Source organism: Niveispirillum sp. FG148, assembly GCF_057809655.1.
This window is the reverse complement of sequence record NZ_JBMDKJ010000004.1, coordinates 139,389-159,783: the sequence shown is the minus strand read 5'-3', so window position 1 is coordinate 159,783 and position 20,395 is coordinate 139,389. Positions and strand designations below refer to the sequence as shown.

Here is a 20,395-nt window from a genome sequence, read left to right as displayed (position 1 = left end):
GGATCATTTCGGCTTCAGGAAACCATGCATGCCCAGCCAGCGCGCGAAGGCGTCGAACCAGCCGGTGCTGGTGGTTTCCTTCTGATACATGCCGAAGCCGTGACCGCCTTGTTCGTAAAGGTGGAACTCCACGGGCCGCCTGGCCGCCCGCCAGCTTTCAATCAGGCCGAACCCCGTATTGCCGAACAAAGGATCATCGGCCGCCAATGCCACGAACAGGGGCGGCGCATCGGCGGGAACGGTCACCGGGGTCAGAGGTCCGTAGATAGTGCCGATGAAGGCGGGCCTGGCATCCTGCCCGGCGAGTGTGGTTGCCATGGTCAGCATGGCGCCGGCGGAAAAGCCGACCATGCCGATGCGGTCAGGATCGACACGCCATTCAGCCGGGCGCCGGCGGATCAGCGCAAAGGCGGCCTGCGCGTCGGCGATCTGTGGCGCGATATTGGCCATCATTGCGTCTGGTGTCGGCCGGGGGGCGCGGGCGGCACCCGAAAGCATCTCCCGCATCGATTGTTCGAAGGCCGCCATGTCGGGCGGTGTCTGGTTCAGACGGTATTTCAGCACGAAGGCGGCCACGCCCCTTGCGGCCAGGGCCTTGGCCACATCCCAGCCCTCATTGCTCATCGACAGGGTGCGGAAGCCGCCGCCGGGGGCGACGATGATGGCAGCCCCCGTGGCCTTGCCGGCATCGGGCAGGAACGGGGTCAACGTGGCGACCGTGACATTGCGGGCGAACACACTGCCATACTGGCTGTGCCAGGTTTCCGGCGCCGCGGCGCCCGGCAGCAGGCCCGTGCCCAGCGCGATGGCGTCCGGCTGTGCCGGAATGGCCATCGGCGTCATCCTGTCGGCCTGGGCATGGGCCGGGGCGATCAATGCCGAGAGGATAACCACCGTCATGGCGGGCCAGCGCAGGGCGTATCGTGCCGCGGGACGCAGGATGAGGTTGATCAAAGCCTTGGGACACATGGCGTTTCCTTCCGGTCTTGTCTGTTGTTTTGCGCCTATCGCGGCGGCGGGGCGGTCACGCCGGCATCGGTCTGCACCACCGGCAGCATGGTGCCGTCATCATCATAGTGAAGATGTTCGACCGTGACGGCACGCCGGCCCAGGGCCCCGTTCAGATCACCGATGGCCAGCGTGGCATTGTGCAGGAACAGGTACCAGGCGCCCTTGAACTGGACGATACCGGGGTGGATCGTGAAGCTGTATTTGCCCGACCCGGTCAGCTCACCCCGATAGGTCCAGGGGCCCTGAATCGAGGGGGCCGTAGCATAGGACACCTTTTCATCCCTGTGCTTGGCCCGGTCCAGCGAGGCATAGGTCAGGTAATAAAGGTCACCCCGCCGGTGCAGCCAGGGCCCTTCCTCGAAATGCGGCGGTGTAATCTCCGTAATGGGACCGTCGATCCCCACCATGTCCGGCGTCAGGCGAGCGATGTAGCATTGGCGGTTGCCCCAGGCGATCCAGGTCGTGCCGTCATCGTCGGTGAAAACGGTAGGGTCGATATCTTCCCAGCTATGGGTGCCCTTCGGCGTCATCTGGTTGATGATGAGGGCAGAGCCCTTCGCATCGACGAACGGTCCCGTCGGACTGTCCGATACGGCCACGGCAATGGCCTTTCCCGGATGCGTATCGTCATGTTCAACGGCCGCGTAGAACCAGAACTTGCCGTTCTTGGCGATGACCTGTGATGCCCAGGCATCCTTCTTCGCCCATTTGAAATCAGCCACCTGCATGATCGGGCCATGGCCGGTCCAGTGACGCATGTCGGTCGTGGAATAGACCAGCCATTCGCGCATGTTGAACATCTCGTCCCGCTGCGCCTCGTCATGCCCGACGTAAAGATAGAGGCGGTCACCCACCACCAGCGGCGCCGGGTCGGCGGTGAACACATCACGGATGATGGGATTTGATCCTGGTACGCCCCCCGGCGCGGCATTGCCCAGCGCTGGCTGGCAAACTGTTAGCGCTAACAATACAAGACGCCCGATCGCGCGCTTCGTCACAGTGCCCCTCCCCCTGGAATGTTTTTTTCAGCCTATGATATGGTTAACAGGCCGTCAATCCGCGGGGCGCCCATGGGAATGCCGAGGGGTCGACGGGGTCAGGGCGTCATCAACCTCAATACATGCGCCCGCCGTCCGGCACCCTTTGGTCTGGTGACAGCAGCACCACCTCCCCCTCAGCGCTGGGGACGCCCAGGACCAGGATTTCCGACATGAATTTGCCGATCTGGCGCGGCGGGAAATTGACCACGGCCACCACCTGCCGCCCGATCAGCGTCTCCGGTTGATAATAGGCGGTAATCTGGGCCGATGATTTGCGGACGCCGATGGGATCGCCGAAATCGACCCACAGTTTGATGGCCGGTCGCCGAGCCTCGGGAAAGGGCTCTGCCTTCACGATGGTCCCGGCACGGATATCGACCTTCTGGAACTCATCATAACTGATGGGGCTGGTGGTGCCGGTCGCTGCCTCTGCCATTTGGGTCGTCTCCTTCGGTCCGTTCAACGACCAGTATGTTGCATCGCAGCACAGACGGGTAGAGCCGACACCGATCTGAAATGTAAAAAATATTTGACATTACGATATCTTCATTAGACATAATGTTAAATAAACCTAATATCACAGCGGAGGATGCGCGATGTCGTTTCGGGAAAAACTGGCCTGGGCGCAGATGCTGGCGCTGCTGGCCTTTGGCGGCGCCTATTTCCTGCCTGTCTTCGGTTCCTATCTGGGCGGAAGCCCGGTACCGGGCGGGCAGTTCTTCTGGCTGGTTCTGTGCATCCTGGGTCTGATCGTCGGGCAATCGGTGGTGGCGGCAATCATCGCCGTGTTGACCGCCCTGCGCAGCCCGCGCGACGCCCGCAGCCCCAGGGATGAACGGGACCGGCAGATCGGGTTGCTGGGAACACGCACGGGCTTTTATGTGCTGGTTCTCGGCATCATCGCCGCAATGCTGACCCTGCATCTGGGGGCGGGTGCCATTCTGCTGGTGAATTTCATGTTCTTCGCCCTGCTGCTGGCGGAACTGTCCCGCCTGGCCACGCAGGTCTTCATGTATCGCCGGGGCTGGTGATCCATGCTGCCTTTCACCAATCAGGTGCGGCGCCTGCGTTTTGACGCCAATGAAATGACCCAGCAGGATCTGGCCGAGCGCATCGGCATGACGCGTCAGACCGTGGCCGCCATCGAACAGGGCCGATACTCGCCCAGCCTGGAGGCAGCCTTCCGTATCGCACAGGTGTTCCAGGTCCCGCTGGAAGCGGTGTTCCAATGGCGGGGCGACGATCAGGGCGGGCCGGAATGACAAAGGGGGCGGTCCTGGCTGGAACCGCCCCCGTCACGCTCGCGACCGTTCAGCAGCGTCGGGATCAACCCTCGCCGCTGCTGGTCGGATTGCCGATCATGGCCAGGAACTCGCGCCGGGTCTTCTCATCCTCGCGGAAGGCGCCCAGCATGCGGCTGGTCACCATGGTGACGCCGGGCTTGTGGATGCCGCGCGTCGTCATGCACTGGTGCGTCGCCTCGATAACGACGGCCACACCCAGGGGCTCCAGCACCTCGTCGATGGTGTTGGCGATCTGCGCTGTCATCTTTTCCTGGATCTGCAGGCGCTTGGCATACACCTCGGCCACGCGCGCCAGCTTGGAAATGCCGACGACGCGGTTGCGCGGCAGATAGGCGATATGCGCCTTGCCGATGATCGGCACCATGTGGTGCTCGCAATAGCTTTCCAGGCGGATATTCTTCAGGACCACCATCTCGTCATAGCCGTCCGTCTCCTCGAAGGTGCGGGCCAGCAGATCGACGGGGTCCACCGCATAACCGGCGAAGAACTCTTCATAGGAGCGCGCGACACGGTCGGGCGTGCCGACCAGCCCTTCACGATCGGGGTCATCACCGGCCCAGCGGATCAGCGTACGCACGGCGGCTTCCGCCTCCGCCTTGCTGGGGCGGACCAGATTGGGATTGGTGGCGGCAGGGCCGGCGCGGCGGCCATGGACGGGGCCGGGCACCACTTTGTCACCGCTGTTCTTCGGCACGGACATGGGGATCCACTCCTCTGATCGATTCTTGTCTGTGGTCGCATCCCCGGTGGGATGCCAGGGCCGGCTCCCCCGATCCGGCCCAACGGCCCCCCGGAAGAGGTAGCCGCACCAGACAAGCAATTGGCGTGATCGCCGGATGTTTCAAGCGCCCATTTGCAATATCGGCTGCGCGATTGATCCAGGGGCGGATCAGTTCAGCCGCCGATCCTGATGCGGACTGTCCAGGGAGAAGGCGGGAATGGCGATGTCGAACTTCTCTCCGTTCTCCCCCTCCATGCCATAGGAACCGGCCATGATACCCGACGGTGTCGGCAGCGGCGTGCCGCTGGTATAGGAGAAACTGTCGCCGGGATGCAGCAGCGGCTGTTCACCCACCACGCCTGGCCCCCGCACCTCCGTCAGCCGGCCCAGGGCGTCGGTGATCTTCCAATGGCGGGTGCGCAGCCGCACCGTCTCCCGCCCCAGATTCTCGATCACGACATGATAGGCCCAGACATAATGGCCTTCGGCCGGCTGCGACTGGTCCGGCAGATAGCGGGGTTCCACCGTCACCCGGATCTGGCGTGTCGTGTCGCTGTACAAGGCCCCTCTCCTTTGCGATCCGATGATCTGTTTGATGATCTGATCCCGGATTTCATCATGGCCGCAGGAAGCAAATCCCCGCATTCCGCCATTATAGGCGCCAGAGGCCGCACGACAATGCCGACGGGGTGGCCTTTGTCACGCGCGGTACTGCGTTTGGTCATGAAAACGCCGCTTGCGTTGGGGGGGCGATGGCCTCATATAGCGATGGTGTTCAACTGCTTATGAGCTGCGCGATGTTGCGCTTCACGCCCTTGCGACGACGAAAGATCTCGGTCCCCACCTTTGGGCGGCCGGTTCTTGTGCACGGGACCTGACGCCATCACGCGTGGGGGTCCCGGCCAGACGCTTCTTCAGTGTCTCCCCCACATTTCATTTTGCCGGGAAACCCCAATCGTATGAACATCACGCTTGAGCAGCCGGTTCACGCCGCCGCCATCGAAAAGCTCCTCGACCGTTCCTTCGGCCCCAAGCGCCACACCAAGACCGTTTATCGCCTGCGCAAGAATGTCGCCCCCGTGGCCGACCTATGCTTTGTGGCGACCGACACGGATGAAGCCGGCAACGACGTGCTGCTGGGCACCATCCGCTATTGGCCGGTGAAGCTGGGCAACAATGTCCAGGCCCTGATGCTGGGGCCCATCGCCATTGACGAGGCCCATCGCAGCGAAGGCCTGGGCGGCAAGCTGATCCGGCACAGCCTGGAAGCGGCCAAGGCCCTGGGTCATCGCATCGTCATCCTGGTGGGTGACGCCCCCTATTATGTGCGCTTTGGCTTCCAGCAGGACCTTGTGTCCGGCCTGTCCCTGCCCGGCCCGGTCGATCCGACCCGGTTCCAGGGTCTGGAGCTGGTGGAGGGTGCGCTCTCTGGCGTCACCGGCATGGTGGGTCGCGCCACCCCGGCCAAGGTCCGGACCGCCGCCACGCCGAGCAGCCGGCCCGCCGCCAAGATCACGACCCTGCGGCAGCCGGTCCCCACCGGGACGGACACGCCCACCCCCGTTGCCGGAACCGATGCGCCGGTGACACGACGCCGTCTGCGGCGCGCGGCGCGCTGATCCTGATAGCGGTGATGGGGGCGTTTAGCCCCTTGATCCAACACCCGGAACCCCCTATAAGGACGGTCCCGGCGCGGGTGTAGCTCAATGGTAGAGCAGAAGCTTCCCAAGCTTACGACGAGGGTTCGATTCCCTTCACCCGCTCCAAATTTCGACCATCCTGATCTGTTTGCGTGCCGGCCATTTCTGATGGGCCGGCTTTTTTGTTTGGTGTTTCGGTACCGGACACCACCCACATTGTTGTGAAAAATCCCCCGGAACGGACATGTGGTGCGGGCCCCGGCGTGACGTCGACAGGAGGAGGGGCGCACCGCAGAAGGCGGGCGCGGCCTTCCGGTTGTGCAAAGAGGCATCGACCGGCAATCCATTGCCCGGAGTCCATCAAATGATATCCAGCATCCAGGCTTCCAATGCCGGCAGTACCGCCGCGTTGCGTGCTTCCAGTGCCCCATCGACCGGCGGTGACCGTGACGCCGCCCAGGGCGATCCCGATCATGATGCAGGCAAGAGCGTGGCCAGCGCCCCACCCTTGTCCGGCACCAATGGCAGTGCCGCCGCCGCCAATGTCCTGACGCTGAACAGCGACAGCGACCGCGATAATGACAATGACCGTGGCGGGGGTGCCCAGCCCGCCGCCGTCACCAATGCCTATGCCAAGGCCGCGTCCTCCGGCGCCGTGAAGGGCTGACCGACGGCAGAAGGGGCGGCCATTCGTGTGGCCGCCCCTTCCGACCTGCGGCCCGCACAATCCGCCCCTGTGGCAAATCCCGTTTCCCGCACGATGGGCGGCGCGATAGGGTCGCGCCGGCTTTTACGCGTGCGGGCGAAGGGGGATAGCGATGGCGACGGCAACGGGTCTGACGGCAATCACGGTCATTCCGCCGAAGGGTCCCCTGACGGGCCGCGTCGTGCCGCCGGGATCGAAATCCATTACCAACCGCGCCCTGCTGCTGGCAGCCCTGGCCAAAGGGACCAGCCGCCTGACCGGTGCCTTGAAAAGCGATGACACGCGCCACATGGCCAACGCCCTGCGCCAGATGGGCGTGACGGTGGAGGAGCCGGACGCCACCACCTTCATCGTCACTGGCACGGGCACCCTGACCGCCCCCGACGCGCCGCTGTTCCTGGGCAATGCCGGGACCGCCACGCGCTTCCTGACGGCCGCCGTGGCCGCCACGGTGGATGGCACAATCATCGTCGATGGCGACGAGCATATGCGCAAGCGGCCCATCGCCCCCCTGGTCACGGCGCTGACGGCGCTGGGTGTGGATCTGCAGGCGCCCACGGGGTGCCCGCCCGTCACCGTACGCGGCCATGGCGCCCTGGCCGGTGGTCGGGTGGAGATTGATGCCGGCCTGTCCAGCCAGTATGTCAGCGCCATCCAGATGGCCGCCGCCTGCTTCTCCGGCCCTGTCGATATCGCGCTGACGGGCAGCGAGATCGGGGCTCGCGGCTATATCGACCTGACGGTCGCCGCCATGCGCGCCTTCGGGGCCGAGGTGGAACAGAAGGACGCCGCCACCTGGCGCGTCCTGCCCACGGGATACAAGGCCGCCGATTACGTGATCGAGCCGGACGCGTCGGCTGCCACATATCTGTGGGCAGCGGAAGCGCTGACCGGCGGGCGCATCGACCTGGGCGTGCCGTCCGACGCTTTCACCCAGCCCGATGCCTGTGCCCAGGCCGTCATCGCCCAATTCCCGGACATGCCGTCCGTCATTGACGGGTCGCAGATGCAGGACGCCGTGCCGACGCTGGCCGTGCTGGCCGCCTTCAACAACAATCCCGTGCGCTTCACCGGCATTGCCAATCTGCGCGTGAAGGAATGCGACCGCACCCGGGCGCTGTCGACCGAACTGTCGAAGATCCGGCCGGGCCTGGCCTGGGAGGAAGGGGACGATCTGATCGTCGCCGCCGACCCCGCCCTGGCCGGCCAGACGCTGCCGACCGACATCCACACCTATGCCGATCACCGCATCGCCATGTCCTTTGCACTGGCCGGACTGAAGATTCACGGCATCACCATCCGGGACCCTGGCTGCGTGGCCAAGACCTATCCGGGCTACTGGGATGCGTTGCGCTCGCTGGGGGTGGAACTGGCGGCACGGGCCTGACCGGGTCTTCCCCGCGCTTTTCCGGCATGCCATCGTCGTCCCTGCGGTGACACGCAGACAGGGGAGGATGGCATGAAGCTCTACTGGTATCGGCACGCCCTGCAACGGGCACTGACGATTGATGCCGGGCCCTGAATTTCTGGCACCTTGCGGGGCCGGCAGCGCCGGGCACGGATGGAAGCTGGAAATGTCCAGGGCGCATCCGCACCTGGGAATAACAACAATGAAACCCCATCTCTGCTATGATGGGTTGTCATTGAAGAGGCCCGCCATGTTGTTCCGTCCATTCATCCTGATCGCCGGCGCCCTGTTGCTGGTGCCCGTGGCGTCGGCACAGCAGACCCCGCCCAAGGCCGAGGTGATGGACGAGGTGATCGTCACCGCCCCCCGCAACGGCGAGCCGGATTTCCAGTCGGCGCAGGAATATCACGATCAGGAATATAAGCGGCTGAACGCCATGTTCGGCAAGCCGCCCCGGGCGGAGCCGCGTGGCGACGCCACCATGCGCTCGGGCGTACCGGCCACGGGTGCCGATGCGCGCAGCATGATCGACAGCGCCCCGCGCCTGCGCGACACCGTGAACGGCAATTGACCCGCTGCACGTCACAAGAAAGAAAACGGGCGCCCCTCCCGTCGGAAGGGCGCCCGTTCCATTTCCGGCCTGTATCGGCGATCAGCGTTCGATCTGCAGATAAGACACGGGCAGCAGGTCCCACGGGAAATAGATCCAGGTATCCTGGCTCACCTCGGTGACGAACGTGTCAACCAGGGGCCGGCCCGCCGGCTTGGCATAGATGGTGGCGAAATGCGCCTCGGGCAGCAGCTTGCGCACATAGGCGGCCGTCTTGCCCGTATCCACCAGATCGTCGATCAGCAGCCAGTCCTTGCCGCCATCCGTCACGGCGGCGGCGGCCTTCAGCACGCGGATCTCGCCCTGGGTCTGGTCGTCATAGCTCTTGACCGAGATGGTTTCGACCACGCGGATGTTCAGTTCGCGGGCGATGATGGCCGCCGGGACCAGACCGCCACGGGTGATGGCGATGATGCCCTTCCACTGGCAGGTATCGGCCAGACGCCAGGCCAGCGCCTTGGCATTGCGGTGCAGCTCTTCCCAGGTGACGGGGAAGTGCTTTTCGGGATTCTGGATTTTGTTGCTCAAGATGGGCCTGCCTTCATGCGGTATGGTGCAGGAATAGCCGAAGGCGGTCCGTCCTTCAATTGCCGCTGATCCGCATTGCGGACAAGGCAGCACAGAATCCCGTTGCATTCCCCGCAATCATCGGATAAAAGCCGCACCTCACCGGCTGGTGCCTCTCCAAAGGTATCGGAAATCGGAATACAGCGCGCCCGTAGCTCAGCTGGATAGAGCACCAGACTACGAATCTGGGGGTCAGAGGTTCGAATCCTTTCGGGCGCGCCAGCCAACTTTCCGAGATTGTTGGAATTTTGGACCAGCCAGATGTCTGGTTCCGATGGGCATGTCAAACTGCCCGGACTATCCCCAGATTTCGGCATCAAGCGGCCTTCATCAAGGCCCGGGCGGCTGCCGCGCGTTCCTCAGCTTTCGCGCAAGCGCGCTGCGGACGGTCGCGACATAGACGCGCCCGACGGGGACCTGAGCGCCATTGCTGAGCCGTAGGATCATCCGCTGGCCCTGGCGCTCGACGCTTGCAATGGCCCGCCTCGCGACCCACCAGCTGCGGTGGACACGCATGCCGAGGGTCTCGTCGAGGAGTTCCACTGCGTCCGACAGGCGCATCAGTACAAGCGCAGAGCCCTTGGACGTGTGGACCCGGACATAATGGTCCTCCGCCTCCAGCGCAACGATTTCCGGCCCAAGCTCGCCGGGCATCCGCGTGAGAAGCACCGCCGGAAAGGCTGGCGTCGCATCGGGCGGCACCTGAAACGCGCGGGCGCCGGTGACGGTCCCGGCGGGGGAGGCCGGGGCGCCTGTCTCCCGGATCTCCGGCTTGTGCTGAATGGCCAACTGCATTGCGGCTTCCGAAGAAGGCCCTTCCGGGGCGGCCTGGACCGGCTGCGATGGCTGGAGGGGCTGAAGCGGTGCCAAGGCCGGCCTGATCAAGGCGGCAACGATGGCGATTTGCACCGCCGCCACGCAGACAAAAAGAACGGGAAGCTGCGTCGGGGGAACCACGCGCCCCGGCTGCACAAGCGAGAGCGTCCAAGCCACCACGAAGGTCATGGGAACCGCGGACACCAGCGCGACAAGGCCGCTCAGCGTCCAACGGCCGGTGCGGGCCAGGCCGGGAAACCGTTCGCAGAGCCGCGTGGCGCCAACGCCAAAGGCAAAGCCGGCCAGAACAAGCCCGATCCAGAAAGCATAACGCACCGGGCGGTCGAGCGCCGGGTAGGTTCCGAACGGGCCGGCCAGACCCATGATGGCGCCAAATAAAAGCACGAGCGCCAGCCGTTGCACCAGGTCGGGAATCTTCCGTTCACGCTTCGCGAGATGCATGGTCCAGCCGTTCACGAAAAACCGGAATCTATTGGCGAATTGCACCCTTGTCGAGGCGACAGCCGATCGGGCCTAGCTGCCTGAAATTACGGTGGAGTACAAGGTCATGGCTTTCCGCCTGCATGTGAATGCGCGCAAACATCTGGTCGATGCGCCCGAGGACATGCCGCTATTGTGGGTGTTAAGGGAAAAATTGGGCATCAAGGGTCCGAAATTCGGGTGCGGCATCGGTTCCTGCGGCGCCTGCACGATTCTTCTGGATGGCGAGGCTGCCCGGTCTTGCGTGACCCCCGTCGGTGCCGTCGGCGCCGCCAGGATCACCACGATCGAGGGATTGGCGAAGGACGGCAATCTTCATCCGCTTCAGGAAGCCTGGATCGCGGAGGATGTCGCCCAGTGCGGCTATTGCCAGGCCGGCCAGATCATGGCCGCCGCCGCCCTGCTGAAGGCAAACCCCAACCCCTCGGACGCGGATATCGACGCCGGCATCACCAATCTCTGCCGCTGCGGAACCTATACCCGGCTGCGTGCCGCCATCCACCGCGCAGCACAGGATATTCGCGATGCCGGTTAATTCCATGCAGCGCACCATCGCCTCAAGACGGTCCTTCCTGAAGGCGGCCGCTTCGGCGGGAGCACTCGTCGTGTTCGCACGACCGGCGTCCCTGGCCCCCGCTTCCCGGCGCGGAGGCTTCAAGGGCGACATCGGCCCCTTCGTCGTTGTGAACGCCGACAACAGCGTCGTCATCGGCGCCCATGTGCCCGACATGGGCCAGGGAACGTTCACCTCGCTCCCCATGCTGATCGCCGAGGAGCTTGACGTCGCCTTTGCACGCGTCACCGTCGAGCCCATGCCGCTGCTGCTGGCCCGGAACGAGAAGGGACAGGCACGCTCCTATCTTGGTGCCGGCCAGTCGACGGCCGGTGGATCGAACAGCGTGCGCGTGGGCTATATGCAGTTGCGCAAGGCCGGTGCCCGGGCACGCCGCATGATCCTGGAAGCCGCGGCCGACCGGTGGGCGGTGCCCGTCGATACGCTGACGACCAGGGACGGCATGGTCTTCCACGCCGCTTCCGGCCGGCAATCGACCTATGGCGCGCTGGCATCGGCTGCTTCCCGGCGGCCCGAGCCCCAGGGCGATCTGGCGCTCAAGGACCCGAAGGACTTCACCATCATCGGAAAGCCCCAGCGCCATCGCGACGCCGACCGCATCGTGCGTGGCGAGCCCCTGTTCGGGATCGATGCCGAAATGCCGGGCATGCTCCACGCCGTGATCGCGCGCTCGCCCTATCTTTTCGGAACGGTGGCGACAGTCGATGATACGGCCGCCCGCATGGTGCCCGGCGTGCGGGAGATCGTACCGATCCACGGCCTGCGGCCCGACTTGGCGCTGCCACCGGTCCAGCCCGTGTCGATACCGCTTGCCGACGGCATAGCGGTGGTCGCCGACAGTCTTTGGGCGGCGATCAAAGGCCGGCAGGCGCTTGCCATCGAATGGCACCGCGGACCTGGCGAGGCCGCCACCGAAGACAGCGCCGCCGCCTATCGCCAAACCTGGGCCAAGATGGAGCAGGATGAGGGCACCAAGGTAAAAGAGGATGGTGACTTCGGTCTGGCCCTGGCCAATGCCGACCGCGTCATCGAGGCGCGCTATGAATCCGCGATGGTGGCGCACGCCTGCATGGAACCGCCCAATGCGCTTGTCGCGGTGTCGGCGGATGGCACGCGGGCCAGCGCAATCGTGACCACCCAGGCGCCGGACCTGGCGGCATCCGTCATCTCGCGCATCACGGGGGTCGATCCGCTCCAGATCGACGTGAAGCTTGCCCGTGTTGGCGGCGGCTTCGGACGGAAGTTCGATCAGGACATGGTCGCGGAGGCGGCACTGATCGCCAAGGCGCTGCGCCAGCCCATCAGGCTGGTATGGACCCGCGAGGATGATATCCGCCACGATCTCTACCGGCCGGGTGCCTGCCATCTGATGCAGGCCGCAATCGATCGTGACGGCAAGCTTTCAGGCTGGCGGCACAAGCTCGCCACACATTCGCGCACGGCCTTCTCCAAGGGCGTGCCGCCGCATCTTGTCGAATATTATCCCGATGGCTTTCCCGCCCATCATGTCCCCCATTTCAGGGTGGATTATTATCCCCTTCCCTCTGCCGCCCCGCGTGGTTCCTGGCGTGCGCCGGGCCATAATGTGAACTGCTTTGCGATCGAGTGTTTCCTGGACGAGATTGCCCAGGCACTGGGCCGCGATCCGGTCGAATACCGGCTCGACCTCATCGGGCCGGGGCGCAGGCTCGACTATTTCTATCTGCCGAGCCTGCCGCCGCGGGTCTTCGATACCGCCCGCATGGCCAATGTCATCCGGCTGGCAGCGGAGAAAAGCGGCTGGGGCCAGCCATTGCCCAAAGGGCGTGGACGCGGCATCGCCGCCAACTTCACGTTCGAGACCTACGCCGCCGAAATCGTCGAGGTGGCCTGGGCCGACGGCAAGTTTGTTGTCGAACGCGTGACGGCCGTGGTCGATGCGGGGCGGATCATCAATCCCAACGGTGCCCGCGCCCAGATCGAAGGCAGCATCCAGGATGCGCTGTCGGCTTCATTGGGACAGGCCATCACCATCATGGACGGGCAAGTCGAGCAGTCGAATTTCGACACCTACGACATGATGCGGATCGACCGGGCAGCCCGACGCATCGATGTGCATTTCATCGAGAATGACGAGCCGCCAACCGGATTGGGGGAACCAGGCGTGCCGCCCTTGGCACCCGCCCTTGCCAACGCGATCTTCGCCGCCTCCGGTCGCCGGATACGGCGCACCCCGATGCTGAGGAGCCTGCAAGGCTGACCTTGCATATCGATACCCCCGCTTCGGCTGCCATTTGATACCAGTGGCGGTAGTCGCCGCCGTACCAAGGGTCATAAATTATGGCCCTTGGTACGGCGGCCGTTGCCGGACATTGCTGCGCCAATCCTAAATCACCCGCGCCGACAGTTCCGCCTGCCAGTATGTCAACCGGTCCGACAGGATACTGGTGCGGGTGGTGGCGGGTTCCTCGCTGTCCAGCACCTCCAGAATGTCCAGTTGGAAGCCATCGGCGCCGTGATTGTTCCAGGCCGCCTGCAGCCCCCGGTCCAGACAGCCACCCTGGCGCAGCGTGAACCACAGCCGATTGGCGATGGCGTCAAGATCGCCGGCCTGGCCGACCCAGTTCTCCCCCGTCACCAGACAGCGCACGGCATAGATCCCCGCCCGCACCTTGCGTTCACGCCACGCGGCCAGTACCGCCTTGCGGCTTTCACCCTTCATTTTGTCAGCATCCTCTGTTGCTGATGCCTAAATATCATCCGGGTAATATTGACACAATGATTTTCATCCGGGTAAATAGCCTGACAACCAGGAGGACGAGATGACGCAGCACGACCATTTTACGGCCTTTATCGGGTCCCGGCGGCTGGCGGCGGGCGCGCTGCCTGATGTGGCCCTGGCCGTGAAGGCGGCCATGGAGCGGGACCCGCTGGCCGACGCCCTGGCCTTTCGCGACCCGCATGCCCCCGTGCTGGTCTTCGACGATGTCACGGGCAAGGTGGTGGACCTGGATCTGCGCGGCAGCGAGGCGGAGGTGCGGGCCCGGCTGACACCCGCCGCACCCGCCGACGAATCGGCACAGGGGCGGGGGCGGCCCAAGCTGGGCGTGGTGGCGCGGGAGGTGACCCTGCTGCCCCGGCATTGGGAATGGCTGGCCACCCGGCCCGGCGGGGCGTCCAACGCCCTGCGCCGGCTGGTGGAGGACGCGATGCGCGCCGATGGCGGCAAGGAACGGGCAAGGTCTGCGCGCGATGCCGCCTATCGCTTCATGTCAGCCATGGCCGGCGACCTGCCGGGATTCGAGGAGGCGTCGCGCGCCCTGTTCGCCGATGACCGCGACGGTTTCGGGCAGCACAGCGCGCCCTGGCCGCCCGATATCGCCAGCCATGCGCGCCACATGGCATGGGGGGAGAGCGCATAAGGGGTAGCTTGACCTGAATCATGGCGGGTTTCCAATCGTTGCCGCACCGTCCGCCGGCAAGCAGAGGCGGAGATCTGTCCGCCGCAACGGAAGGAACCCCATCCCATGCTGCCGCAGAAGATGAAAGCCGCTGTCGTCCATGCCTATGGCGCGCCCCTGCGCCTGGAGGAGGTGGCGGTACCCCGCCCCGGCCCCGGCCAGATCCTGGTGAAGATCGCGGCCTCGGGCGTCTGCCATACCGATCTGCACGCCGCCGATGGCGACTGGCCCGTGAAGCCGCCTTTGCCCTTCATTCCGGGACATGAGGGCGTGGGCACCGTCGTGGCCGCCGGCGCCGGCGTCACTGCCGTGCGCGAGGGCGACCGCGTGGGCGTGCCCTGGCTCTATACCGCCTGCGGCCATTGCGAACATTGCCTGACCGGCTGGGAGACGCTGTGTACGGCCCAGCAGAACACGGGCTATTCGGTCAATGGCGGCTATGCCGAATATGTGCTGGCCGACCCCAATTTCGTCGGTCACCTGCCCGCCAATATCGGGTTCGAGGAGATCGCCCCCATCCTGTGCGCGGGCGTCACCGTCTATAAGGGCCTGAAGGAGACGGATACCCGTCCCGGCCAATGGGTGGTGATCAGCGGCATCGGCGGGCTGGGTCATGTGGCCGTGCAATATGCCAAGGCCATGGGCCTGCATGTCGCCGCCGTCGATGTGGCCGACAGCAAGCTGGAACTGGCCAGACAGCTGGGTGCTGACCTGACCATCAATGCCATGAAGACCGACCCGGTGAAGGAAATCCACAGCACCGTCGGCGGTGCCCATGGCGTGCTGGTTACCGCCGTCAGCCGTCCGGCCTTCGCCCAGGCCATCGGCATGGCCCGCCGCCATGGCACGGTCGCCCTGGTCGGCCTGCCGCCGGGCGACTTCCCCGTGCCCATCTTCGACGTGGTGCTGAACCGCATCACCATCCGCGGTTCCATCGTCGGCACGCGCGCCGATCTGGCCGAGGCGCTGATGTTCGCGGGCGAAGGCAAGGTGAAGGCCACCGTCACCGTGGATCATCTGGACAATATCAATGCCGTTCTGGGCCGCCTGCGCGACGGTCAGGTGGATGGCCGGGTCGTCGTGACGATCTGATCGGACGGTTGATGTCGTTGAGAGGGGGCGGGGCGAAGGCACCGCCCCCTTTTTTGCGCTCCTACTGGCTGCGCGCCAGCATGGCCCGGAACTGCGGCAGGGCGATGGACAGGAACACGGCCCCCAATCCAGCCAGCACCAGCATCTGCGGCCAGACCAGATCGAAGCCGGCGCCGCGATAAAGGATGGCCTGGGCCAGCTTCACGAAATGCATGGTGGGAGAGACCTGAATCAGCCACTGCATGAACTGTGGCATGCTTTCCAGCGGTGAGGTGGCACCCGACAGCATGTTCAGCACCATGAACACCGGAATGGCGATGAGTGCGAATTGCGGCATGGAGCGGGTGACGGTGGCCAGCAAGATGCCCAGCGAGGTGGTGGCGAACAGGTACAGTGCCGCCCCGGCCAGGAACAGGGTAATGGACCCTTCGATCGGCACGCCCAGCCAGGCGCCGACGACGAACCGCAAGGACAGGCCCGTCGCCACCAGGATGACCAGCCCATTGGCCCAGATCTTGGCCGCCGCCACCTCCGACGCGCCCAGCGGCATGACCAGCAGATGTTCGATCGTGCCATGTTCACGTTCGCGGATGACAGCCGCACCGACCAGCAGGATGGACAGGATGGTGACGAACTGGATCACCGCCATCACGGCCTGGAACCACATGCCTTCTAGGTTGGGGTTGAAGAAGGTGCGGGCCACCAGACTGACGGGGGCGGCTGTTTCCCCCTGCGGGTCCAGCGCTTCCTGCACCTCCTGCGCCACGATCTGCTGAATATAGGCGCTGCCCAGGCCGGCCTGGGTCATGGCCGTGGCATCGATATTCAGCTGGATCGTGGGGGAATGGCCGCCGCGCAGGTCGCTTTCCAGCTTGTGCGGCAGGTCCAGCACGAAGGTGTAGTCGCCCTGGTCCATGGCCTGATCCACGGCCGACCGGTCCAACCGGTCCGGCGGGCGGAAATAGGGGGGCAGCAAGGCATCGCCGATGCGCTGCGACAGGGCCGACTGGTCGCCATCGACAATGGCGACGCGGGCATTGTTGACATCCGTCTTCACCCCCGTCGCCACCGTATAGACGGAGATGGTGAAGCTGTAGATGATCAGGGCCAGCAGCACCCGGTCGGCCAGCAGCGACGCCAGTTCCTTGCGCCCCAGATACCAGACATTGGCGATCCAGCTTCCCATCTATTTCTCCTGCTTCTTCAGCAGCAGGCAGGCCGCCGCCAGGAAGCCCAGCGCGAATAGCGCCAGCATGACAAATTCCAGATGGAAGGCGGAGAAGGGCCGCGCCTTGGCGAAGCTGCCCAGGCTGATGGCCTGGAACCACAAGGCCGGGAAAGCCAGGCCGAAGGCCCTGGCCCCGCCTTCCAGCGTGGCGGCGGGGTAGAGGAATCCGGAGAAATTCACGGCCGGCACGGTACAGAGGATGGCGGTCACCGCGATGGCCGCCACTTGCGTCTTCACGAAGGAGGAGACCAGCAGGCCCAGCCCCGTGCCGGCGAAGATATAGAGCACGGTGCCGAAACACAGCGCGAGCAGCGATCCCTTCACCGGCACGCCGAACAGGAAATTGGCGAAGCCCAGCATGATCAGGAAGCTGAGGAACCCCACCAGCACATAGGGCGCCTGCTTGCCGATCAGGAATTCCCCCACCGTGGCGGGCGAGGCGTAGAGATTGGCGATGGAGCCGATCTCCCGCTCCCGCACCACGCCGATGGAGGTCAGCATTGGCGGGATCATGATCAGCAGCACCATGATCACACCCGGCAGGATGGCGGGCGCGCTGCGGAATTGCTGGTTATAGCGGAAGCGGGGTTCGATATTGACGCTGGCCGTGGTGACATCGGCCGCGCGCGACCGGCGGACCAGATCCTGGACATAGGCCAGCGCAATGCCCTGGACATAGCCCTTGGCCGTTTCCGCCCGGAACGGCATGGCGCCATCCAGATAGACCGCCAGTTCCGGACGGCGTCCCTGCAGCAGGTCGCGCCCGAAGCTGGGTGGAATGGACAGGACCAGACGCAGTTCACCCGATTTCAGCCGGCGTTCAATCTCGGCATCGGTGCGCACGGGTGCGCGTTCATGGAAATAGCGTGACCCCGTCAGGTTCTCTACCAGCTGCCGGCTTTCCAGGGTCTGATCCCGGTCATAGACGGCAAACGGCAGATCCTCCACATCGAAGGTGATGCCATAGCCGAAGGTCAGCAGCAGGACCAGCGGGCCCAGCAGGGCGAAGGTCAGGCGCACGGGGTCGCGCAGGATCTCCACCATCTCCCGCCGGGCAAAGGCCCAGATGCGGCCCAGCGAGGTGGCAAGGCCGCCGCTCTCTGGCCGTTCCGCCATTCCCGCCGCGACCGCTGGCGCGGGCGGCGCTTCCTCGCTGATGCCGCTGGCCTGTTTCAGCACATCGATGAAGGCGTCTTCCAGCGTGTCGGCCCCGCGTTCGGTGCGCAAGCGCTCGGGCGTGCCCACGGCCAGCACGCGGCCCGCATGCATCAGGGAGATGCGGTCGCAGCGTTCCGCCTCGTTCATGAAATGGGTGGAGACGAAGATGGTCACGCCGTCGCGGCGCGACAGGTCGGCCAGATGCCGCCAGAACAGGTCGCGCGCACCGGGGTCCACGCCCGATGTCGGCTCGTCCAGGATCAGCATTTCCGGCTTGTGCAGACAGGCGGCGGCCAATTGCAACCGCTGGCGGATGCCCAGCGGCAGGGCCGATGGCAGCATGTCCGCCACCTCCGCCAGACCGAAATCATCCATGGACTGCCTGGTCCGCGCCGCCACCTCGGCCGACGGAATGCGGTAGAGCCGGGCATGCAGTTCCAGATTGGCGCGGACCGTCAGCTCCTCGTACAGCGAGAAGCTCTGCGACATGTAGCCGACACGCAGCCGCGTCTCCACATCCGCGCCCCCGACCGGCCTGCCCAGCAGCGTGGCCGTGCCCGATGTGGCGGGCAGCAGACCCGTCAGCATCTTCATGGTTGTCGTCTTGCCGCAGCCATTGGAGCCCAGGAAGCCGAAAATCTCCCCGCGCTTGATGCGGAAGCTGACATTGTCCACGGCCGTGAAGGCACCGAAGCGACGGGTCAGCCCGTCTGCCACAATGGCATCAGGCCCGTCCCGGTCAACGAAGGGCGGCATGACCAGCGGTTCCGCACTGTCCCCGTCGCCTGCCTGCAACTTGGCATAGGCTTCTTCCGGATTGCTGGCATGGGCCTGGGCCAGCACCTGTTCGCGCGTGCCGGCGGCCAGGATGCGGCCATCATCCATGGCCACCAGATGGCCGAACCGCGCCGCCTCCTCCATATAGGCGGTGGCGACCAGCAGGGTCATGGACGGGCGTTCGGCCCGGATGGCATCGATCAGGGACCAGAATTGCCGCCGCGACAGCGGGTCCACGCCCGTCGTCGGTTCATCCAGGATCAGCAGGTCGGGGTCATGGATCAGGGAACAGCAGAGCGAAAGCTTCTGTTTCATGCCGCCCGACAACTTGCCCGCCGGCCGGTCGGGGAACGGGTCCAGGCCCGTGGCCTTCAGCAACCGGTCAATGCGGGCCTGACGCTCGGCCGCCGACTGCCCGAACAGCCGGCCGAAAAAGTCGATATTTTCCGCCACCGACAGGGTGGGGTACAGGTTGCGGCCCAGCCCCTGGGGCATATAGGCGATGCGCGGTGCGATGCGGTCGCGGTGGGCCGCATCGCCCATGTCGCCGCCCAGCACCTGCACCTGGCCTTTTTGCAGCTTCTTCACCCCGGCGATCAGGCCCAGCAGGGTGGACTTGCCCACCCCGTCCGGCCCGATGACGGCCACGGTGGCGCCAGCCGGGATGGTCAGCGCGACATCGGCCAGGGCAGCCTTGTCCCCATAAAGGTGACGCACCCCGTCCAGCCGGATCGCGGGCAGGCTGTCGGGTTCATTTGGCGGCATGGCTGGGCGCCGGCGGCAGTTTCGGGGCCAGCCGGTCCGGCCATTTGGCGGCCGGGTCCAGCTGCACATAGGCCTGACCCGTCAGCCCGGCGCGCACATAATCGCGGTAGGTGGTCAGCAGGGACGGGTCGATGGACAGTTTCACCCGGTACATCAGCTTTTCCCGCTCATCCGCCGTTTCCACGGCCTTGGGCGTGAACTGCGCCTCGGCGGCGACAAAGCTGACCTTGGCCGGGATAACATAGTCGGGGGCTGCGTCCAGAATGATGCGCGCATCCGATCCGTTGGCCACCCGGCCCGTCTGGCCCGTGGGCAGGAACACGGTCATGAACACATCCGACAGGTCCAGCAGCGTCGCCACGCGCCCGCCCGCGCCCATCACCTCGCCCAGATGGGCCAGGCGATATTCGATGCGGCCGGCCACGGGGCTGTACAGGTCGGTTTCCTTCAGGTTGGCCTCGACCACCAGCAACTGCGCCTGTGCCGCCTCCAATGCGGCCTTGGCATCATCCACAGCGGCGCGGGCGGCCTGCAAAGTGGCGGCGTCGACATCGTTCTGGGCCTTGCGGCGGTCAACCTCGCTGGCCGGCACGGCGCTGGTCCGCGACAGTTCGATGCCGCGCTTCAGTTCCACGCCCGACAGCTTATATTCGGCCATGCGCACGGAAACCTGTGCGTCCGCCTGCATGATGGCCTGTTCGGCCCGGCGCACGGCGGCGGCGGCGGCGGCGCGCTGTGCCAGCAGTTCGGCCTTGTCCAGCTGCGCGACGATGGCACCGGGCGCCACCTGGTCGCCCTCGCGCACATCCATGCGCACCAGCCGGCCCGGCAGCTTGGTGGCGATGTCGATGCGTTCAACCTCCATCCGCCCATTGGCGGTGGCCAGACCCGGCGGCAATTGCCTGGCCTGGGCATTCCACCAGTAAAGGCCGAAGCCGCCACCGATGATGCAAATGGCCGCCAGGGCGAACAAAGGGGGCGCGCGCATCTCTATCCGCTCCGCAAAGACTTCGCGATGATGCGGCGACCGTATCATG

At 65.2% G+C, this 20,395-nt stretch carries 21 protein-coding genes and 2 tRNA genes; 12 read left to right on the top strand and 11 right to left on the bottom strand.

Annotated features, from left to right (window positions below):
- Window positions 1-3: 3 nt before the first annotated feature.
- From ACODTW_RS06070 to ACODTW_RS06060, 3 genes are all read right to left on the bottom strand, one after another.
- Complete coding sequence (locus ACODTW_RS06070) at window positions 4-969, bottom strand: alpha/beta hydrolase (RefSeq protein ID WP_488945061.1); 966 nt, start codon at window positions 967-969, stop codon at window positions 4-6.
- A gap of 35 nt (window positions 970-1,004) precedes the next feature.
- Window positions 1,005-2,009, bottom strand: a complete 1,005-nt coding sequence (locus ACODTW_RS06065) for a glycoside hydrolase family 43 protein (protein WP_488945060.1) — start codon at window positions 2,007-2,009, stop codon at window positions 1,005-1,007.
- A 115-nt stretch (window positions 2,010-2,124) separates the two neighbouring features.
- Window positions 2,125-2,487, bottom strand: coding sequence for a tRNA-binding protein (locus ACODTW_RS06060; RefSeq protein ID WP_488945059.1), 363 nt, complete (start codon window positions 2,485-2,487; stop codon window positions 2,125-2,127).
- Between the two features lie 160 nt (window positions 2,488-2,647).
- Between ACODTW_RS06060 and ACODTW_RS06055 the strand changes: the two genes are divergently transcribed.
- Together ACODTW_RS06055 and ACODTW_RS06050 are read left to right on the top strand one after the other, a co-directional pair.
- Window positions 2,648-3,082: a hypothetical protein gene (locus ACODTW_RS06055; RefSeq protein WP_488945058.1), complete on the top strand. Its 435-nt coding sequence runs from the start codon at window positions 2,648-2,650 to the stop codon at window positions 3,080-3,082.
- A 3-nt stretch (window positions 3,083-3,085) separates the two neighbouring features.
- Window positions 3,086-3,313, top strand: a complete 228-nt coding sequence (locus tag ACODTW_RS06050) for a helix-turn-helix transcriptional regulator (RefSeq protein ID WP_488945057.1) — start codon at window positions 3,086-3,088, stop codon at window positions 3,311-3,313.
- Window positions 3,314-3,377: 64 nt separating this feature from the next.
- Here ACODTW_RS06050 and folE read toward each other — a convergent pair whose 3' ends face one another.
- Window positions 3,378-4,055, bottom strand: coding sequence for a GTP cyclohydrolase I FolE (folE, locus tag ACODTW_RS06045; protein WP_488945056.1), 678 nt, complete (start codon window positions 4,053-4,055; stop codon window positions 3,378-3,380).
- Window positions 4,056-4,244: 189 nt separating this feature from the next.
- On the bottom strand, window positions 4,245-4,637 hold the full coding sequence (apaG, locus tag ACODTW_RS06040; RefSeq protein ID WP_488945055.1) for a Co2+/Mg2+ efflux protein ApaG: 393 nt from the start codon (window positions 4,635-4,637) through the stop codon (window positions 4,245-4,247).
- 398 nt (window positions 4,638-5,035) lie between these two features.
- Between apaG and ACODTW_RS06035 the strand changes: the two genes are divergently transcribed.
- The 5 genes from ACODTW_RS06035 to ACODTW_RS06015 all read left to right on the top strand — a co-directional run bounded on the left by ACODTW_RS06035 (window position 5,036) and on the right by ACODTW_RS06015 (window position 8,401).
- A complete protein-coding gene (locus ACODTW_RS06035) occupies window positions 5,036-5,695 on the top strand; it encodes a GNAT family N-acetyltransferase (RefSeq protein WP_488945054.1) in 660 nt (219 codons plus the stop codon).
- Window positions 5,696-5,768: 73 nt separating this feature from the next.
- A tRNA-Gly gene (locus tag ACODTW_RS06030) sits at window positions 5,769-5,842 on the top strand.
- Window positions 5,843-6,080: 238 nt separating this feature from the next.
- Window positions 6,081-6,383, top strand: coding sequence for a hypothetical protein (locus ACODTW_RS06025; protein WP_488945053.1), 303 nt, complete (start codon window positions 6,081-6,083; stop codon window positions 6,381-6,383).
- A 151-nt stretch (window positions 6,384-6,534) separates the two neighbouring features.
- Window positions 6,535-7,809 (top strand): 3-phosphoshikimate 1-carboxyvinyltransferase, encoded by a 1,275-nt coding sequence (locus ACODTW_RS06020; protein WP_488945052.1) that lies wholly within the window; start codon window positions 6,535-6,537, stop codon window positions 7,807-7,809.
- Between the two features lie 271 nt (window positions 7,810-8,080).
- Entirely contained in the window at window positions 8,081-8,401 is a 321-nt protein-coding gene (locus ACODTW_RS06015; RefSeq protein ID WP_488945051.1) for a hypothetical protein, read from the top strand.
- Window positions 8,402-8,482: 81 nt separating this feature from the next.
- Here ACODTW_RS06015 and gpt read toward each other — a convergent pair whose 3' ends face one another.
- Window positions 8,483-8,968, bottom strand: a complete 486-nt coding sequence (gpt, locus tag ACODTW_RS06010; protein WP_488945050.1) for a xanthine phosphoribosyltransferase — start codon at window positions 8,966-8,968, stop codon at window positions 8,483-8,485.
- A 184-nt stretch (window positions 8,969-9,152) separates the two neighbouring features.
- Here gpt and ACODTW_RS06005 point away from each other — a divergent pair.
- A tRNA-Arg gene (locus ACODTW_RS06005) sits at window positions 9,153-9,229 on the top strand.
- 108 nt (window positions 9,230-9,337) lie between these two features.
- Here ACODTW_RS06005 and ACODTW_RS06000 read toward each other — a convergent pair.
- Entirely contained in the window at window positions 9,338-10,300 is a 963-nt protein-coding gene (locus tag ACODTW_RS06000) for a LytTR family DNA-binding domain-containing protein (RefSeq protein ID WP_488945049.1), read from the bottom strand.
- A 91-nt stretch (window positions 10,301-10,391) separates the two neighbouring features.
- Here ACODTW_RS06000 and ACODTW_RS05995 point away from each other — a divergent pair, with 91 nt between their 5' ends.
- Together ACODTW_RS05995 and ACODTW_RS05990 are read left to right on the top strand one after the other, a co-directional pair.
- A complete protein-coding gene (locus tag ACODTW_RS05995; RefSeq protein WP_488945048.1) occupies window positions 10,392-10,859 on the top strand; it encodes a (2Fe-2S)-binding protein in 468 nt (155 codons plus the stop codon).
- Window positions 10,849-13,137 (top strand): xanthine dehydrogenase family protein molybdopterin-binding subunit, encoded by a 2,289-nt coding sequence (locus tag ACODTW_RS05990; protein ID WP_488945047.1) that lies wholly within the window; start codon window positions 10,849-10,851, stop codon window positions 13,135-13,137. Before ACODTW_RS05995 ends, ACODTW_RS05990 begins: the two co-directional genes overlap by 11 nt.
- A gap of 126 nt (window positions 13,138-13,263) precedes the next feature.
- On the opposite strand, the gene ACODTW_RS05985 is transcribed toward ACODTW_RS05990, so the two are convergent.
- A complete protein-coding gene (locus ACODTW_RS05985) occupies window positions 13,264-13,599 on the bottom strand; it encodes a GIY-YIG nuclease family protein (RefSeq protein ID WP_488945046.1) in 336 nt (111 codons plus the stop codon).
- A 100-nt stretch (window positions 13,600-13,699) separates the two neighbouring features.
- Here ACODTW_RS05985 and ACODTW_RS05980 point away from each other — a divergent pair, with 100 nt between their 5' ends.
- Both ACODTW_RS05980 and ACODTW_RS05975 read left to right on the top strand, forming a co-directional pair.
- Entirely contained in the window at window positions 13,700-14,299 is a 600-nt protein-coding gene (locus ACODTW_RS05980; protein WP_488945045.1) for a DUF2239 family protein, read from the top strand.
- 105 nt (window positions 14,300-14,404) lie between these two features.
- Window positions 14,405-15,430 carry a zinc-dependent alcohol dehydrogenase gene (locus ACODTW_RS05975; protein ID WP_488945044.1) on the top strand — a complete coding sequence of 342 codons (1,026 nt, stop codon included), beginning with the start codon at window positions 14,405-14,407 and terminating at the stop codon, window positions 15,428-15,430.
- Window positions 15,431-15,491: 61 nt separating this feature from the next.
- Here the strand turns inward: ACODTW_RS05975 and ACODTW_RS05970 are convergent, their stop codons facing one another.
- From ACODTW_RS05970 to ACODTW_RS05960, 3 genes are read right to left on the bottom strand one after another with little or no spacing between them, the layout of a single operon-like run.
- Window positions 15,492-16,616 (bottom strand): ABC transporter permease, encoded by a 1,125-nt coding sequence (locus tag ACODTW_RS05970; protein WP_488945043.1) that lies wholly within the window; start codon window positions 16,614-16,616, stop codon window positions 15,492-15,494.
- Window positions 16,617-19,358 (bottom strand): ribosome-associated ATPase/putative transporter RbbA, encoded by a 2,742-nt coding sequence (rbbA, locus tag ACODTW_RS05965; protein ID WP_488945042.1) that lies wholly within the window; start codon window positions 19,356-19,358, stop codon window positions 16,617-16,619.
- Window positions 19,345-20,346, bottom strand: coding sequence for an HlyD family secretion protein (locus ACODTW_RS05960; protein ID WP_488945041.1), 1,002 nt, complete (start codon window positions 20,344-20,346; stop codon window positions 19,345-19,347). Before ACODTW_RS05960 ends, rbbA begins: the two co-directional genes overlap by 14 nt.
- Between the last annotated feature and the right edge of the window lie 49 nt (window positions 20,347-20,395).